Origin of the sequence: Leisingera aquaemixtae (assembly GCF_019801145.1) — a bacterium.
Classification (GTDB): Bacteria; Pseudomonadota; Alphaproteobacteria; order Rhodobacterales; family Rhodobacteraceae; genus Leisingera; species Leisingera aquaemixtae_A.
The window spans coordinates 215,600-232,020 of record NZ_JAHVJQ010000001.1 but is presented as its reverse complement, the minus strand read 5'-3'; the positions used below and the strand labels follow the sequence as shown (position 1 = coordinate 232,020).

The 16,421-nt window shown below is 65.6% G+C and carries 18 protein-coding genes and 1 tRNA gene; 5 read left to right on the top strand and 14 right to left on the bottom strand.

Features of this window, described 5'->3' with window-relative positions:
- The first annotated feature begins 70 nt into the window (after positions 1-70).
- Positions 71-147, top strand: a tRNA-Pro gene (locus KUW17_RS01130).
- A gap of 127 nt (positions 148-274) precedes the next feature.
- Positions 275-1,354 (top strand): 2'-deoxycytidine 5'-triphosphate deaminase, encoded by a 1,080-nt coding sequence (locus KUW17_RS01125; protein WP_222475300.1) that lies wholly within the window; start codon positions 275-277, stop codon positions 1,352-1,354.
- 44 nt (positions 1,355-1,398) lie between these two features.
- On the opposite strand, the gene KUW17_RS01120 is transcribed toward KUW17_RS01125, so the two are convergent.
- A complete protein-coding gene (locus tag KUW17_RS01120; RefSeq protein ID WP_261396908.1) occupies positions 1,399-1,959 on the bottom strand; it encodes an Lrp/AsnC family transcriptional regulator in 561 nt (186 codons plus the stop codon).
- 44 nt (positions 1,960-2,003) lie between these two features.
- Between KUW17_RS01120 and KUW17_RS01115 the strand changes: the two genes are divergently transcribed.
- Complete coding sequence (locus KUW17_RS01115; RefSeq protein WP_222475298.1) at positions 2,004-3,158, top strand: MFS transporter; 1,155 nt, start codon at positions 2,004-2,006, stop codon at positions 3,156-3,158.
- Here the strand turns inward: KUW17_RS01115 and KUW17_RS01110 are convergent.
- The 10 genes from KUW17_RS01110 to KUW17_RS01065 all read right to left on the bottom strand — a co-directional run bounded on the left by KUW17_RS01110 (position 3,139) and on the right by KUW17_RS01065 (position 11,950).
- The gene (locus tag KUW17_RS01110; protein ID WP_222475297.1) at positions 3,139-3,324 is read right to left on the bottom strand and encodes a hypothetical protein; all 186 of its coding nucleotides are present in this window, start codon (positions 3,322-3,324) and stop codon (positions 3,139-3,141) included. The genes KUW17_RS01115 and KUW17_RS01110 overlap by 20 nt on opposite strands.
- A 77-nt stretch (positions 3,325-3,401) precedes the next feature.
- The gene (scpB, locus tag KUW17_RS01105) at positions 3,402-4,085 is read right to left on the bottom strand and encodes an SMC-Scp complex subunit ScpB (protein ID WP_222475296.1); all 684 of its coding nucleotides are present in this window, start codon (positions 4,083-4,085) and stop codon (positions 3,402-3,404) included.
- Positions 4,085-4,879: a segregation and condensation protein A gene (locus KUW17_RS01100; protein WP_222475295.1), complete on the bottom strand. Its 795-nt coding sequence runs from the start codon at positions 4,877-4,879 to the stop codon at positions 4,085-4,087. Before KUW17_RS01100 ends, scpB begins: the two co-directional genes overlap by 1 nt.
- A complete protein-coding gene (nagZ, locus tag KUW17_RS01095; RefSeq protein WP_222475294.1) occupies positions 4,872-5,876 on the bottom strand; it encodes a beta-N-acetylhexosaminidase in 1,005 nt (334 codons plus the stop codon). The genes KUW17_RS01100 and nagZ overlap by 8 nt, the downstream gene beginning before the upstream one ends.
- A gap of 118 nt (positions 5,877-5,994) precedes the next feature.
- Positions 5,995-7,203 carry an SPOR domain-containing protein gene (locus KUW17_RS01090; RefSeq protein ID WP_222475293.1) on the bottom strand — a complete coding sequence of 403 codons (1,209 nt, stop codon included), beginning with the start codon at positions 7,201-7,203 and terminating at the stop codon, positions 5,995-5,997.
- A 117-nt stretch (positions 7,204-7,320) separates the two neighbouring features.
- A complete protein-coding gene (gene argS / locus KUW17_RS01085) occupies positions 7,321-9,066 on the bottom strand; it encodes an arginine--tRNA ligase (RefSeq protein ID WP_222475292.1) in 1,746 nt (581 codons plus the stop codon).
- A 178-nt stretch (positions 9,067-9,244) separates the two neighbouring features.
- Positions 9,245-9,583 carry a YciI family protein gene (locus KUW17_RS01080; protein ID WP_222475290.1) on the bottom strand — a complete coding sequence of 113 codons (339 nt, stop codon included), beginning with the start codon at positions 9,581-9,583 and terminating at the stop codon, positions 9,245-9,247.
- On the bottom strand, positions 9,580-9,879 hold the full coding sequence (locus tag KUW17_RS01075) for a YciI family protein (RefSeq protein ID WP_222475288.1): 300 nt from the start codon (positions 9,877-9,879) through the stop codon (positions 9,580-9,582). Before KUW17_RS01075 ends, KUW17_RS01080 begins: the two co-directional genes overlap by 4 nt.
- 149 nt (positions 9,880-10,028) lie before the next feature.
- Entirely contained in the window at positions 10,029-10,358 is a 330-nt protein-coding gene (locus KUW17_RS01070; RefSeq protein WP_261396906.1) for a GFA family protein, read from the bottom strand.
- Positions 10,359-10,798: 440 nt separating this feature from the next.
- On the bottom strand, positions 10,799-11,950 hold the full coding sequence (locus tag KUW17_RS01065) for a deoxyguanosinetriphosphate triphosphohydrolase (RefSeq protein WP_222476265.1): 1,152 nt from the start codon (positions 11,948-11,950) through the stop codon (positions 10,799-10,801).
- 102 nt (positions 11,951-12,052) lie between these two features.
- On the opposite strand from KUW17_RS01065, the gene KUW17_RS01060 reads away from it, so the two are divergent.
- On the top strand, positions 12,053-12,376 hold the full coding sequence (locus KUW17_RS01060; protein ID WP_222475284.1) for a HesB/IscA family protein: 324 nt from the start codon (positions 12,053-12,055) through the stop codon (positions 12,374-12,376).
- A 111-nt stretch (positions 12,377-12,487) separates the two neighbouring features.
- Here KUW17_RS01060 and KUW17_RS01055 read toward each other — a convergent pair whose 3' ends face one another.
- From KUW17_RS01055 to KUW17_RS01045, 3 genes are all read right to left on the bottom strand, one after another.
- Complete coding sequence (locus tag KUW17_RS01055) at positions 12,488-13,405, bottom strand: DMT family transporter (protein ID WP_222475282.1); 918 nt, start codon at positions 13,403-13,405, stop codon at positions 12,488-12,490.
- A complete protein-coding gene (locus KUW17_RS01050; RefSeq protein WP_222475280.1) occupies positions 13,405-14,466 on the bottom strand; it encodes a DUF6902 family protein in 1,062 nt (353 codons plus the stop codon). The genes KUW17_RS01055 and KUW17_RS01050 overlap by 1 nt, the downstream gene beginning before the upstream one ends.
- A 98-nt stretch (positions 14,467-14,564) precedes the next feature.
- Positions 14,565-15,233 carry a DUF6749 family protein gene (locus tag KUW17_RS01045; protein WP_261396904.1) on the bottom strand — a complete coding sequence of 223 codons (669 nt, stop codon included), beginning with the start codon at positions 15,231-15,233 and terminating at the stop codon, positions 14,565-14,567.
- Positions 15,234-15,592: 359 nt separating this feature from the next.
- On the opposite strand from KUW17_RS01045, the gene xth reads away from it, so the two are divergent.
- Positions 15,593-16,399 carry an exodeoxyribonuclease III gene (gene xth, locus KUW17_RS01040; protein ID WP_222475278.1) on the top strand — a complete coding sequence of 269 codons (807 nt, stop codon included), beginning with the start codon at positions 15,593-15,595 and terminating at the stop codon, positions 16,397-16,399.
- The last annotated feature ends 22 nt before the right edge of the window (positions 16,400-16,421 follow it).

Genomic DNA, 16,421 nt, shown 5'->3' with positions numbered 1-16,421 from the left:
GGCGGGGCGCGTAAAAAATCTTGCCGCCCCCTCTTGCCCCCGCTGTGAAAACGGTTAGAAGGCTCTTCAACGGGCTATGGCGCAGCCTGGTAGCGCGTCCGTCTGGGGGACGGAAGGTCGCAGGTTCGAGTCCTGCTAGCCCGACCATATGAAAAACGCCCGGGTGTTCATGCACCCGGGCGTTTTCGTATCCGGCGCAAGGCTTTGGCGATTGCGCAACGGGGCCAATTGAGCCAGCATCGCCGCAAAGCCGGCGCGCGGAGGGGGACAGGAAATGACAGGCGTTTTGCCCAGCCAAACCATTGAAAACATGCTGCAGCGCGGTGAGATCACCGTCAGCACCCCGCTGGTCGAAGGTCAGGTGCAGCCCGCCAGCCTTGATTTGCGGCTGGGCAAGGTGGCCTACCGGGTGCGCGCCTCCTTTCTGGCAGGCCAGGGCCGCAGCGTCTCCGACCGGCTGACGGAATTCGAGATGCACCGCATCAGCCTCGATGGCGGCGCGGTGCTGGAAAAGGGCTGCGTCTACGTGGTGCCGCTGATGGAGGGGCTGGCGCTGCCGCAGGATGTCTCCGCCGTCGCCAACGCCAAAAGCTCCACCGGGCGGCTGGACCTGCTGACCCGCACCATCACCGACGGCGGCGAAGAGTTCGACCGCATCAAGCCCGGCTACACTGGCCCGCTCTATGCAGAGATCTGCCCGCGCTCCTTCTCGGTGCTGGTCCGCCCGGGCATGCGCCTCAACCAGATCCGGTTCCGCACCGGCCAAGCGGTGCTGTCCGACGCGGAGCTGAAGATGCTGCACGCCGGCTCTCCTCTGGTTGATGGCGAGGCGGTGATCGAGGACGGGCTGGGCTTCTCCGTCGATCTCAAGCTGCCCGGCACCGACCTGGTAGGCTACCGTGCCAAGCCGCATACCGGCGTCATCGACCTGGACCGGATCGGCGAATACGACCCTCAGGAATACTGGGAGGAAGTGCGCACCAAGGACGGCCGCATCATCCTGGACCCCGGCGCGTTCTACATCCTGGTGAGCCGCGAGGCAGTGCATATCCCGCCCGCTTTTGCCGCCGAGATGGCGCCCTATCTGGCGATGGTCGGCGAGTTCCGGGTGCATTACGCGGGCTTCTTCGATCCCGGCTTCGGCCATGACGCCGCCGGCGGCACCGGCTCGCGCGGGGTGCTGGAAGTGCGCTGCCACGAGGCGCCGTTTGTGCTGGAGCACGGCCAGGTCGTGGGCCGCCTGGTCTATGAGAAGATGGCCGAGGTGCCGGAGCAGCTTTATGGCGCCGGCATTGCCTCCAACTACCAGGGCCAGGGGCTGAAGCTGTCGAAGCATTTCAAGACGCCTGCTTGACCCCTTTCGCCCGGCGGCACCGCCGGGCCGCGACATCCGCACCCTCAGCGCTTGATATACAGCTCCTCTTCCAGCTCCGCACTGACGTCGGCCTGCACGGTGCGCTCCAGATGGGTGGAGAGCGTCATGTAGGTGCGGGTGCCGCGCACCCCTTCGACGTCATAGATACGGGCCAGCAGCCCCTCCAGCGCATGCGGCGAGGCCACCCGCACTTTGAGGATCAGGCAGGTGTCGCCGGTGGCGGTGTGGATCTCTTCCACTTCCGGCCAGGCTTCCAGCGACAGCAGCTCTGCCGTCTTGCCCCAGCCCACCGTGTCCACATGGATGAAGGCCAGCATCGGCTTGCCCACCGCAGGCCCATCCAGCTGCGCCACTGTCGCCCGGATCGCGCCAGAGGCCCTGAGCCGCTTGACCCGTTCATGCACTGCCGGGGCCGACAGGCCCACCTCCTGGCCGATGGCCGCGTAGGACAGCGTCGCATCGACGCTCAGCGCGCCTAATATTTTTCGGTCCAAAGCATCAAGAACACGGGCGGCCCCGCCGTTCCTCCGAACCTCATCTGTTTTTTCCCTGACCATTTCCGCCTGCCCTTCACAGAACCTCATTCAGAACATAGCAAAGATACCCGAACATTCTTCAAGGTAAACCCATGCGAACCCCGATTCTGATCCTGATGAGCGCGATTGGCGTGATTGGCGCGAACTCCCTGCTGCTGTCGCCGGTGGTGACGGCTGTCAGCGAAACCCTGAATGCCTCCACGGCAGAGGTGATGCGGGCCGCCAGCGCCTATGGCCTGGGGGTTGCGGCGGCGGCATTGCTGCTGGCGCCGCTGGGTGACCGGATCGGCGCCGGGCGAGTGATGCGCGCCGCCCTCCTGCTGCTTGGGGCCGGGCTGGGCGCTAGCGCCGCGGCACCGGATGCGTGGTGGCTGATGGCAGCACAGGCGGCCTGCGGACTGGCAGCCGGGGCTGCCCTGCCCTCAATCTACACGCTGGCGATGGTGATTGCCCCCAAGGGGCGCGAGGCGCGGGTGCTGGGCTATGTGCTGGCCGGATGGACCGTGTCAATGGTGCTGGGTGTCAGCGTCAGCGCCTGGGCCACCGACCTGGCAGGCTGGCGCGCGGTCTACGGCACGCTGGCGGGCGTGGCGCTGCTGCTGTGGGCCGCCTCCGCTTCGCTGCGCGCCGCAGGCAGTCCCAGCGGCCAGGCCACCTCGCCGCTGACGGCGCTGCGGGTGTCCGGGATCTTCCGCGGCCTGTTGGCAACCGGCCTGCTGATGCTGGGTTTTTACACCAGCTATTTCTTCACTGGCGCCCATATCACCCAAGCACTTGGCCTCAGCACCACCCAGGCCGGCCTCTTGCCGCTGTTCTACGGCATCGGCTTTGGCCTCGCGGTGCTTCTGGATCCGTTGCTGGACCGCTTGGGGCTTGCACGCGCCACCGCACCGGTTCTGCTGGTGGTCGCGGCCAGCTACGTGCTGATGATGGCCGTGGCGCCGCACTACTGGCTACTGTTGGGGGCCGCTCTGGTGTGGGGCGTGTTCCAGCATCTTGCACTCAATCTGCTGGTGGCGCGGCTCACTGCGCTGGATCCGTCGCAGCGCGGCGCGATCATGGGTCTTTACAGTACCGTCACCTACCTCTGCGTCTTTGCTGCGCCTTTTGCCGGCGGGCTGCTGTTCGCAGGCTGGGGACTGGCGGGCTGCCTGATGCTGTCCGCGCTGCTGGCGCTCAGCGGCGCGGCAGAGGCGCTTGGCCTCCGGCGCCAGCCCGGTGCGCTGCCTACCAGCGCCCCGGTTTGATCCTGGGGATGCGCGATGTTGCACTGCGCAGCTTGCGCTGCGGGCTCAGGCCTGCGTCTTTCTGAGGGCGGCGCTTGCCGCTGCCCGCGGCGTGGCGCAGCCCGGCATTGACCGCGCGCCCGATCAGGCGGCGCAGCACCATGCGGATGATCCAGTTCGCATTCATGACCTCAAACCCTCCCTGCTTCCGCCAGCCACAATGGCAGCGGATTGCGGCAATTTCCGGGCGCCAGGGGCAGCGGGTTATTCCTCGAACAGTTCCGCCTGTTCTTCCGCCTCGTCGTCCTCGTCGCCACCCTGCCCCAGCGGCAGGCTGCCTGGCGGCGGCCGGTTTTCCAATAGGCCCGCGGCACGCAGTTCCTTGAGGCCCGGCAGGTCACGGGCGCTTTCCAGTCCGAAATGGTCCAGGAAATCCGGCGTCACCACAAAGGTCACCGGGCGGCCCGGCGTCATCCGGCGGCGGCCTAGGCGGATCCAGTCCATCTCCATCAGCTGGTCGATGGTGCCGCGCGACACCGACACGCCGCGGATCTCCTCGATCTCCGCTCGGGTCACTGGCTGGTGATAGGCGACGATGGCCAGGGTTTCGATTGCGGCGCGGCTCAGCTTGCGCAGTTCGGTGGTTTCCTTCTGCATCAGGAATCCCAGATCCGGCGCAGTGCGGATCGCCCAAGCATCGCCCAAACGCACCACCCGCACGCCGCGCCCCTCATAGCGCTTGCGCAGATGCTCCAGCGCCTCGCGCGGGTTGCAGCCATGCGGCATCCGCCCTTCCAGGTCACGCAAGGTCACCGGCTCGGCGCTGGCAAACAGCACCGCTTCCACCATCCGCTCCTGCTCCGCCATCGGCGGCGCGTCGAACAACGTGTCATTGTCCTCGCGGACGGGGGCGCCCTGGCCGTGGCCGTCCATGATCTGGTCTTCCATCAGCTATCCTCGTTCAAGCTGCGCAGCTGGATCGGCGCAAATGTTTCGCTCTGGCGCAGCTCGGCCTTGCCTTCCTTGACCAGCTGCAGCGAGGCGGCAAAGGTCGCCGCAGTGGCCGACCGCCGCTTGACCGGATCGCTGTGCCAGCCATCCGGCAGATAGCTGATCAGATCGGTCCAGTCGCCGGTAAAGCCCAGCAGGTGGCGCATCCGGTCCAGCGCCTCCTCCATGGTGAAGACCGAGTCGCGATCCATCACGAAGGGGCGGAAATCCTCCTTGGTGCGGATACGGGCATAGGCTTGCATCAGGTCCAAAAGGTTGGCGGTATAGGTGACGGTCTTGATCCTGGCGACACTCTCTTCCTCGCCGCGGGCAAAGAAGTCGCGGCCCAGCCGGTCGCGGCCCATCAGCCGCGCGGCCGCGTCGCGCATCGCCTGCAGCCGTTCCAGCTGGAACGCCAGGTGCGCCGCCAGTTCCTCGCCCGACGGCCCCTCTTCCTCCGGGTCCGGCGGCAGCAGCAGGCGGGATTTCAGGAACGCCAGCCAGGCCGCCATCACCAGATAGTCGGCCGCCAGTTCAATACGCAGCTCCTTGGCCTTCTCGACAAAGGCCAGGTACTGTTTCGCCAGCTCCAGCACAGAGATCCGGCGCAGGTCCACCTTCTGGGTGCGCGACAGCGTCAGAAGCAGGTCGAGCGGCCCTTCGAACCCGTCCACATCCACGATCAGGGCCTCGGCCGCCAGCCGTTCCTCTACCGATGTGTCCTGATCTGAAAAGAGTGTCTGCTCAGCCATAAACCTGTCCGCCCATGAGGGCGGCAAGTTCGTCTTCGGCAGCCTGAATGTCAAGGTCTGCGGGCGGTCGGCGGGCCTCCAGTGCGGCCTCTGCGCGGGTCTGTGCCGCCGCTGTCATGGCGCCCGCGGCCTCTGCTACGGCAATGCGGTCTGCCAGCGGCGCGTTGCACAGCAGGATCACGTCGCAGCCTGCCGCCAGCGAGTCCTGGGTGATATCCGTCAGCGATCCCTGCAGCGCCTTCATCGAGATGTCATCGGTCATCACCAGCCCGTCAAAGCCGATCTGCTCGCGGATCAGCTGCATCATCACCGGCGAGGTGGTGGCGGGCCGGTTGTCATAGGCGTCATAGACCAGATGCGCGGTCATCCCCAGCGGCAGATCGTTCAGCGCTTTGAAGGCCGCGAAATCGTTCTGCTCCAGTGTCTCCGCGGCGCTGTCCACATGCGGCAGGTCCAGGTGGCTGTCGGCGGTGGCGCGGCCATGGCCGGGGATGTGCTTCAGCACCGGCAGCACGCCGCCGTCCAGGTGCCCCTGCGCCACCGCGCGGCCGATGGCGGCGACGGCCTGGGTGTCTTCGCCATAGCAGCGGTTCTTCAGGAATTCATGGGTGTCCGCGCAGGCCACATCGGCAATCGGGGCGCAGTTGCTGTCGATGCCAAGGCCGTGCAGTTCGTGCGCAATCAGCCGGTAGCGCAGATACATGGCGCGGACCGCGCCCGGGCCTGCCCGCTGCACATGCTCCAGCGGCGGCAGCCATTCCCGGGCCAGCGGCTTGCGCAGCCGCTGCACCCGGCCGCCCTCCTGATCGATGGTGATGGGACACTCGCGCCCCACTGCCTCGCGGAAATCGCCGCACAGGGCGCGCACCTGTTCCGCGTCTTCGATGTTGCGGGCAAACACGATGAAGCCGAAGGGGTCGGCGTCACGGAAGAACGCCTTTTCATTTGCGCTCAGGCGCAGGCCGTCGGCGTCAAGGATGGTGGCTCCGTAAGTCATGATGGACCTCTGCAATGCCCCTGGCTGTGTCTCGGAAAGGACTGCGCCCGCCCCGTGGGGGGCGGGACGGGCGCTGCCCGGCCTGGCGGCCGGGCGGAAAATCGGATCGGCGGAAAGCTTAACGGGTGGTCACCGGAATGCAATCGGCATTGCCCGCGACCAGCGCCGAACAGAACCGGCGCGCGTCCGACAGCCCGTCAAAGCCCATCGCCCGCAAGCGGTAGAAGGTGCGGCCGCCGCTTTCGGCGCGCTGGATCACCCGCTGCTTGGCTTCCAGGTAGTCCGGGAAGCGCGACCGGATGCGGTCCCATTCGGCGCGCGCCACTTCCGGGCTTTCATAGGCACCCAGCTGCGCCAGCCTGGTGCCGGCCGGGAGGGCAGCCGGATCCACATCCACGGTGGCGGCCCGCGTTGCCGGTGCGGCTGCGGCCGGAGCGGGGCTGAACCGTGCCGGCCGGGCCGAGGGCCGCAGCGAGACCTTGACGCCGGGCGCGTTCAGCAGCGCCGGAGACGGCGCAGCAGCGGCCAGGGCCGGCTGCAGCGGTTCCGGCTGCACGATCGCAGGCGCTGCTGCCGAGGCGGGCACCGCAGCCGAAAGCGTCTCCGCCTCACGCGCAAGCTCCGCCACCAGCGCATCAATGTCGCCGTTCTGGAAAGAAGCCACCGCCGCCTCGCTGACCGCGGCATCCGCCCCCGGCGCCGCCGGTATGTCCGGCTCCGCCGGAGCGGATGGCAGCGCGGCAGCTTCAACGGCCGGCGCGGCCTCCGCCGCCAGTTCCGGCAGCGGCTTGTCATCTTCGGTAAGTTCAATGGCCGGCGGCGCCAGGGTCAGCCGGTCGGCCGGCGCCGCGGCGCTGCCGCTGGCGGCCACGGCGTTCACCGCCAGCCCCTGATGGTCGGCCTGCGACCCGCCCGGGTTCTCCGGCTGCTCGCGCATCGGGCCTTCGGCGGCCCGCACCACCGGCACGCCGCTCACATCGCGCATCACCAGCTTGTAACCCCAGAAACCGACGCCAGCCACCAGCGCGATGGAGGCCGCCGCGCCCAGCACGCTCAGCGCTTTGGAAAACCGCGCCCGCAGCCCGGCTGGGGCAGCAGCATAGGCGGCGTAGCCGTCATCCTCATAGCCCTGCGCGTCCGGCTGGTAGCCATAGGCGGGGCCGGCGTAGCCGTAGTCCGGCTCGGCACCAGGCCCGGTATACTGCTGTTCTGCATACTGCTGATCGGAGTACTGCTGCCCATAGGGGCCGCCAGTTGCGGTGTCCTGCTGCCGGCCACCGCCCTGTGTATAGGCGTGCCCCTGGCCCGCCTGCGCAAAATACGCCATTGTCCGCCTCACTGCCCAGACGGCGGCGCCTTCCGGCACCGCGCTCCCAGGTCTCTTGAACTGCCTCAATCCGGCGGAATGCGCGATTTATGCCTGCAGGGGCTTGCGCCCCTTTGGTTATCGCATCTCTTCTGCCGGTTTCACGCCAAGAATACCAAGACCTGCGGAAATGACAACGGAAACGGCCCGCGCCAGCGCCAAATTTGCATGTGTTGCCAATTGGCTGCTTTCGTTAACAAAACGTAAACCTTCATTCGATTTGCCCAGGTGATAGAGCCCGTGCAGCTCGGAGGCGAGGTCGTAGAGGTAGAAGGCCACCCGGTGCGGCTCATGGGTGCGGGCGGCAATTTCCACCTGGCGCGGCCATTCGGCCAGCTTCTTGGCCACTGCCAGCTGCGCCGGATCGGCGATCAGGCTGAGGTCGGCAGCGTTCAGGGTGGCGTCATCCGCGGCAATACCCTGCTCCTCCGCCTTGCGCAGGGTCGAGCAGATCCGCGCATTGGCGTATTGCACATAGAACACCGGGTTGTCCTTGGACTGCTCCAGCGCCTTGTCGAGGTCGAAGTCGAAGCCCTGGTCGTTCTTGCGCGTCAGCAGCATGAAGCGGGTGACATCGGGGCCGACGGCATCGACCACATCGCGCAGGGTGACAAAGGTCCCTGCCCGCTTGGACATCTTGAATTCCTGGCCATCCTTGAACAGCTTGACCAGCTGGCACAGCTTGATGTCCAGCGGCACCTTGCCATCGGACAGCGCCGAAACCGCCGCCTTCATACGCTTGACATAGCCGCCGTGGTCGGCGCCGAAAATATCGATCAGCTCGTCAAAGCCGCGCTCCACCTTGTCGTAGTGATAGGCGATATCCGGCGCGAAATAGGTCCAGGAGCCATCGGATTTCTTCACCGCCCGGTCAACGTCGTCGCCGTGATCGGTGGATTTGAACAGGGTCTGCTCGCGCGGCTCCCAGTCGTCGGGCTTCTTGCCCTTCGGCGGCTCCAGCACGCCCTGATAGATCAGCCCCTTGGCTTCCAGGCTGGCCAGCGCCGCCTCGATCTTGCCGGTGCCATAGAGCGACTTCTCGGAATAGAACTTGTCCATCTCGATGCCGAGCTGGGCCAGATCCTCGCGGATCAGCGCCATCATCGCATCGGTGGAGAACTCGCGCACATCCGCCAGCCAGACCTCTTCCGGCTGTTCCAGATAGGCATCGCCCACCTTGTCCTTCAGCGCCCGCCCCACCGGGACCAGGTAGTCGCCGGGATAGGTGCCGTCGGCAAAAGCGATCTCCTGCCCGTGCGCCTCCAGGTAGCGCAGGTAGACAGAGCGCGCCAGCACATCGACCTGGCCGCCGCCGTCGTTGATGTAATATTCGCGGGTGACGTCATAGCCGGCATAAGCCAAGAGCGCCGCCAGCGCATCGCCGAACACCGCACCGCGGGTATGACCCACATGCAGCGGCCCGGTCGGGTTGGCGGAGACATATTCCACATTGACCCGCTTGCCTTCGCCCATGGCGGAGCGGCCGTAATCCGTGCCTGCGTCCAGGACCGATTTCAGAATCCCCTGCCAGATCACCGGCGCCAGCCGTAGGTTGAGGAAGCCGGGGCCCGCGACCTCGGCGGAGGTGATCCGCTCGTCCGCGGCCAGTTTCGCGGCCAGCGCCTCGGCAATGTCGCGCGGCTTCATCTTGGCGGGCTTGGCCAGCACCATCGCCGCATTGGTCGCCATGTCGCCATGGGCGGCATCGCGCGGCGGCTCCACCGCCACATTGGCAAAATCGAGCCCCTCGGGCAGCACGCCTTCGCCGGTCATGGCGGTCAGGCTGTCAATCACAAGCGATCGGATATCGGTAAAGAGGTTCATATCTGGCGTCCCAACTGTTCAGCACTGCGGATACCGGGGGCCAGAGGCAGGGTCAACAGGATTGCAGGGGATGCCCGGGGCCTCGGGCCGGCGGCGCCGGAAAATCCGGATTTTCCGGCCTGTTTTCCGGCTGAAGCAAATTGCGCCGCTGCCGCGGCGCCGGCCTCACAGCCCCGTCTCACAGCACCGCGGTGCGGTCTTCCAGGATCTTGCCCCAGGTGAAGATCTCGTAGGAGCGGAAAGCGGGCACATAAAACGGATCGCCATGGATCAGATGCTCCACCTCGATCCGGTCCTCGGCCTCGACAATCCACAAGGCGCCGCAGAAGTCGCCGTCGGTGTCCGGCTTCAGCCCGCCGCCGATGCGCAGCTCGGGATGATCCTCGACATAGGCCACATGAGCATCGCGCCGGGCCCTGTCGGCGCGAACATCCATCATCGCGGGCGCGTCGCGGAACAGCACCGCCCAGCGGGTCAGCGCCGGGGCGGATTTGGAGATTTCCTGAGGTGCGGTCATGACAGCATTCCCTGAACGGCAGAGGCCGTGCCCCATTCGGTGATCTTGTAGGTGCGCAAGCTCGCCACGTAATAGGGGTCCTGCAGGATCAGCCGCTCCACATCCTGGCGGGTTTCGGCCTCCACGTTCCAGATCGCACCGGGGAAGTCCTGCATCGGCCGCATCGCCAGCCCGCCGCCGATCTGCAGCTCGGGCCGCGAGCGCACAAAGGCGATATGCGCCTCGCGCCGCTTCCTGTCGCTGCGCACCCGGTCCATGTCGGGCTTGTCCGTGAATGTGACGGTCCAGCGTGCCATGGCTTTCCCCTCGTTCTGCCTCCTTTCGCGGATACCGCCGATGCCCCGCGGCATCATAGGGCCAGATCATAACACGGCTTACGGCCAATTTGCAGCGCGATGCAGGAACCGGGGTGCGGACGACGCTCCCGCTCGCAAAGAACCCCGGACTAGGCCGGATGCCCCTGCGACTGCTTTGCCCCGTCGCAGATTTCGTACCATCCGGGCTTCTCACCCACGAACTCATGGAAGCTGTTGCGAACCTCCAGCGCCCCGTCCAGCGCATTTGCGGCGATCGGGAAGCTCTCTTCCTCAGACAGGATCTCCCCCAAGGAGCTGCCGCAGATCCGGCAAAAGCAGCGGCCGTATTTATAGGGCGGCGCGGGCTGGTACAGCGCCACCTCCTCCTTGCCCGCAACCCAGCGCAAATCGGCCTTTTTCACAAAGACGATGGTGCTGGCTCCGGCCTTGCGGCAGCGCGAGCAATGGCAGGTGCCCATCAAACCGGGCTGCGCCAACAATTCAAACCTGACCGCGCCACAGCAGCAGCTTCCCTCAATCATTCCGGTAATCCTTCTGTTCAATGAAATTTGGCAAGAACATTACAGGAACATTGACCGCCGAACAAGCCGCCGAAAGGCGTTGCGCAAAGACCAGCAGCTGCGCACGCCCCGCTTGCGCGGCCTTAACCGGACTATGCGATTGTCACCCCCGCTGCAGCACACCGCGCGGGTCTGGCACCCCGCGCGCATGAGGAGACCAGGACCCCCAAGACCACCTCCACAAAAGGTGCAGGGGCGTCTGACGGATGAAGCTTTTGACCGGACCCGGGCCGCGCTGGCGTTCCGGCCCTATCCTCCGCCCCCGTTGGCGGCGCCGCCATCTTTACCCGGCCACTGAACGGCACATGTGAAAGGAAAGAAACAGCAGCCGGAAACCCTTACACCTCGACTTTCACCCCGATCAGCCGCTCATGCAGCTGCAGCGCAAATCGGTCGGTCATGCCGGCGATATAGTCGGACACGATCCGCGCCAGCGCTGTGCGGTCCTGTGCAGCCGCAATTTCGGCGTGCCAGCGCTCCGGCATGTCCTGAGGATTGTCCAGGAAATAGGGAAACAGCGCCTCGACCACCTTGGCGACCTTGGCGCGCTTCTCCATCACCGAGGGCGCCCGATACATGCGGGTGAACAGGAAGGCGCGGATTTCCTTCAGCCCCTCCCAGATCTGCGGCGAGAACTGCACCACTGGATGGTCCAGCGCCCGCACCTCCTCGACGCTTTGCACGCCGGTGTCCGCCAGCAGGCTCCGGGAGGTAGCGATCACATCCCCCACCATCACCCCGAAAAAGCGGCGCAGCGCCTCGTGCCGGCGGCGGTTCAGGTCTAGGCCGGGATAGAGCCGGTCCACTTCGCCATAGGCCTTGTCCAAAAGCGGCAGCCGCGCCAGATCATCGTCGCTGAACAGCCCGGCCCGCAGCGCATCGTGCAGGTCGTGGTTGTTATAGGCGATGTCATCCGACAGTGCCGCCACCTGCGCCTCAGCGCTGGCATGGGTGTGCAGTTCCAGGTCGATGGCAGCATTGCATTCGGCAAGCGCCCAGGGCAGCTCCCCCACCACCGGGCCGTTATGTTTGGCAATCGCTTCAAGGGTTTCCCAGGTCAAGTTCAACCCGTCGAATTCAGCGTAATGGCGCTCCAGGCAGGTCACGATGCGGATCGCCTGGGCATTGTGGTCAAAGCCGCCGTAGGGCGCCATCAGCGCATGCAGCGCATCCTCGCCGGTGTGCCCGAAGGGCGTGTGACCCAGGTCATGCGCCAGCGCCACCGCCTCGGTCAGTTCCTGGTTCAGCCCCAATGCTCCGGCGATCGTCCGCCCAACCTGCCCGACCTCGATGGAATGGGTCAGCCGGGTGCGGTAATTGTCGCCCTCATGCTCCACGAAAACTTGCGTCTTGTGCTTCAGCCGCCGGAAGGCGCTGGCGTGGATGATCCGGTCGCGGTCGCGCTGATAGGGCGAGCGGAAGGAGCTTTCCTCCTCCGGCACCTGCCGCCCGCGGCTGCGGTCCGGCATCGTGGCATAAGGTGCGTGCAGTTCAAATCTTTTAACCAAAGCCAGGGCTCCACATCTTGCCGCTTGAATTGCACCTTTCTATATAAAGCTTTGCACTGCAACCTACGCCCGTGGAGAAACCCCATGAACCTGCCTCCGAAAGTCACCGACCGTGCCTTTGCCCGGCTGGCCGAGATCGGCGCCGCGGACCAAGGCCAGGTGCTGCGGGTCGCGGTGGAGGGCGGCGGCTGCTCCGGCTTCCAGTACGAGATCGCGCTGGATGAGGCCAAAGAGGACGATTTGGTGCTCGAAGGCCAGGGCGAAAAAGTCGTGGTCGACAGCGTCTCCCTGCCGTTTCTGGAAAACGCAGTGATTGACTTCACCGAAGAGCTGATCGGCGCGCGGTTCACCATCGAGAACCCCAACGCCACCTCCAGCTGCGGCTGCGGCACCTCGTTCTCGATCTGACCCCGCCTTTTCCGGCAGAGAATACGGTCCGGTAAGCGCGTGCTTGCCGGGCCGGAATTACCGCCTGCGTCCGGCGCCCGTTGCGGAGCGCTGCGGATCAGGGCTCAGGTGCTACGGATCGGTCCGCAGCCGCCCGGCGCTGCGCAGCCGCGGCATCGCCGGGGCAAACTGATCCCAGACCAGATAAAGGCCGGAGGCAATCACGATGGCACCGCCGAGATAGGTGGAGGCTGACGGGAACTCCCCGAAGAACACCGCGCCGATCACCGCCATCCAGATGAACTGCAGGTTCATCAGCGGCGTCACCGCATAAGACGCCAGCAGCCGCAGCGCCACCACCAGCAGCCAGCGCGCCCCGAACAAGAGGAACGCATAGGCCGCAGCCCAGGCCACATCCGCCAGCGGCATCGGCAGCCAGACAAAGGGCAGCACCAGCAGCATCGCCGCGCACAGGGTCAGGTTCGGATAAAGCACCTGCGCCAGCGCGTTGCTTTCATAACGCCCGATAAACCGTGCCATGGTCATGGAAAACGTGCCGGAGACCACTGCGCCAAATGCGATGATGTGGCCCCAGTCCGCATGCGCCCCGCCGTCGTTGTGGGGCAGCAGGAAAAGCACCCCCGCAAATCCCGCCGCCAGCGCAATCCAGGCCGCCGGGCGCACCGGCTCCTTCAGCACCAGCCCGGACATCGCGCCTGCCAGCAGCGGCATCAGCCCGATGAACACGAACACCTCGGCAAAGGGCAGCAGCCGGAAGGCATAGAAGAAGCACACGGCGGCAATCAGCGTCGCCACCGACCTGAGCGCCATCGCCCGCGGGCAGGCCGTGCGGAACCCGCCGCGCTGGCCCGGCAGCCGGTCGGCCAGCAGGCAGAAGACTGCCACCATGGCGCCGGACAGCGCATAAAGCTGCGCCGCAGCATACTGGCCCGCCAGCAATTTCGTGATCCCGTCAGCGGAGGCGATGAGCCCGGTGTAGACCACCACCAGCAGCGCGCCCGCCAGCGCCTGCCTGCGTGCGCACTGCATCACGCCGCCCCTGCGCTGCCCGCGCGGGCAAAACCTTCGAAAAAGCCGGGAAACCCGGCGCAGCTGCGCTCAGCCGCGGCAAGCAACCGGTGTTCTTCCTCATTCAGCAGGGCTTCGGCGTGCACCTTGACCGCGCTCCAGCTCGCGCGGGCTGCTCCGGCATCAAAAACGGCTTCTGAAAGGCTTTTCAAAATACTTCCTCCCCGTACAGCTGACACATGCACGCCCCCTGCGGGAACCGCCTGCCGGAAAGGTTTTCGCCCGGACAGGATCATGAGCCAGTTGGCAACAAAATACTCGTGATAAGAATCGTGAAGTCCAGAAAATTCTCGTTCTGATAGAATAAAAGCGGAAACCTGCCTGTCAAGCCAGCGCTCCCAGGCGCCAGGCGGCTGCTGCCCGGCATAGCGCAGCGCAATGCAGATCTCGGCCAGCAGATCGGCGTTCTGGTCGAGGAAGGCTACCAGGCCGGCGAACTCCAGGCTGGTCAGCGCGGCCTGCGGCAGCTGCGGGTCGCGGCGGCCGTATTCCGACAGGTAAAAAACGATGTGGGTCAGTTCGTATGCCGCCTTCTTATTCGGGATGGCAAAGGTCCGCGGGCAGCAGATGAAGGCCCGCAGCCGGTCGTCCAGCCCGTCGTCGCGCAAGTTTTCACCGCGGCGCGCAAGCAGGCGGCGGGCTTCGGCGCGTTGCAGGTCCGACAGCTCTGCCTGCGCCAGCCCCTGCGCCTGGACCCATGCCGCCAGCTGCGCCCCGGTTTCCCCGGGCAGGCCCAAATCCTCCAGATCCAGGCAGATCGAAAGGATGAAACGGTAATACTGGCGGAAGAAACTGATATGCCGCGCCGCGCCGTCATAGAACATCTGCAGCGGCGCCAGGGCTTCAGGGGCGACATCGGCCCCGGTGCACTCCAGGATGTTCAGCAGTTCGGCGTTTTCCTTGAGCCAGAACACGTCCTCCTGGCTGCGCCGGTGCGTCGAGAAACCGGCAATCAGCGCCTCATGCGCGGCCGCCCGGGACTGACGGGCGGCGGGAGAGAAGAACGGAATGATCTGGGCCATGGAAACCTCCTGCGGATGGATGCGGCGCGGCTGAGGGCGGCCCCGGCCTGGAGCCGCCCGGAGATCCGGGGCCGGGAGGGAGGCCGGCCCCGCGCTGATCAGCTGCCCGAGGAGAACAGCCGGGTTGCGTCGCCGTCGCTGGTACGGGCCTCTGCCGCCGGCGCGGAGCCGGAGGAGAACAGATGCGTTCCTTCGCCCGCGCCAGCCTCCGCCGTGGCTGCCGGGGCCGAGCCGGAAGAGAACATCTCCACCCCTTCGCCAGCCCCGGTTCCGGCCTGCGCCGCGGGTGCGGAGCCGGAGGAGTACATGCCTGTCAGATCGCCAGCTGCGGCTACATTTTCTGCCGCCGGGGCGGAGCCGGAGGAGAACATTTCCGTCAAACCGCCTTCCGCAATCTCAGATTGCAAAACAGGCGCCGATCCGGAGGAGAACATCTGCACCAGATCCCCCTCAGCAGCAGCCGCCCGCACCGCCGGGGCGGAGCCGGATGAGAACATCTCCACCAAATCGCCGGCAGCGGTATCACTGCGGGCCGCAGTGGCTGAGCCGCTGGAGAACAGGCCGGTTTCGCCGCCTGCCCAGCTGTCCGACATCTGCGGCATGGAGCCAGAGGAGAACAGCGAAACACCCTCCCCTGCAGACAGATCCGCAGTGCATTCGGGCGCCGAACCGGAGGAGAACATCTCCGTCGCCTCGCCCCCGTACAGGCTGGCACCTGCGGCCGGGCGGGTTGCGCGGATGGTCTGGATTTTACGCTGAGCAGTCATGTTGGAACCCCATTCGTTAGAGACAAAAGGTTCCTTGACGCTGGCACGGCAATCGCGCAGCGCAAACAAAAAATGCAATTTTACATTGCATTTTGTAACTCAGATTACTTTAACTTCAAGCTGCTATTTTTTGCTCAATTTCAATTAATTCGACTTATTCACAGGTTATTCACCGCGTTATTCACACGCACATTATTGCAAAATAAGGAAACTCAACCTGAGGGTTATTTTTCACCTGCGCAAAACGGACCCGAATTCCTGGCCGCAGGTGATTCGCGTGCCGCGCATCGGGCTTGCCCCGGAGCGCTGATTCAGCGATAGGTCGGCTGGAATAAAGAAATCTGCGCCGGAGGCAAGCCATGAAAATCGCCACATTTAATATCAATGGCATCAAGGCCCGGGCGCAGGCGCTGCCGGACTGGCTGGACGAGGCGCAGCCCGACGTTGTGCTGCTGCAGGAAATCAAGTCGGTGGATGAGGCCTTCCCGCGCGAGATCTTCGAGGAGCGCGGCTATAACGTCGAAACACACGGCCAGAAAAGCTTCAACGGCGTGGCAATCCTGTCGAAACTGCCGCTGGAGGATGTATCCCGCGGACTGCCCGGCGACGACAGCGACGAGCAGGCGCGCTGGATCGAGGCCACCGTGGTGGGCAAACAGGCGATCCGGATCTGCGGCCTCTACCTGCCCAATGGCAACCCGGTGGAGCTGGAAGCCGATGGCAGCCCGGTGGCGGGCGGAAAATACGCCTACAAGCTGGCTTGGATGGAGCGGCTGAAGGCCCGGGCGCAGGCGCTGCTGGCCGAGGAGATGCCTGCGCTAATGGCTGGCGATTACAACATCATCCCGCAGGCCGAGGACGCCAAGCGGCCCGAAGCCTGGATCGAGGACGCGCTGCACCGCCCGGAAAGCCGCGCCGCGTTTCAGCGGATCGTCAACCTGGGCTTTACCGAGGCCTTCCGCGCCCGCCACCAGGGGCCGGGGCAGTACTCCTTCTGGGACTACCAGGCCGGCGCCTGGAACCGCGACGACGGTATCCGCATCGATCATTTCCTGCTGACACCGCAGGCCGCCGACCTGCTGCTGGACTGCCGGATCGACAAAGACGTGCGCGGCCGCGAAAAGCCCTCCGACCACGTCCCCGTCTGGGTCGAACTGGATAACTGAGCGCCATCCGCGCCGCGCGCCA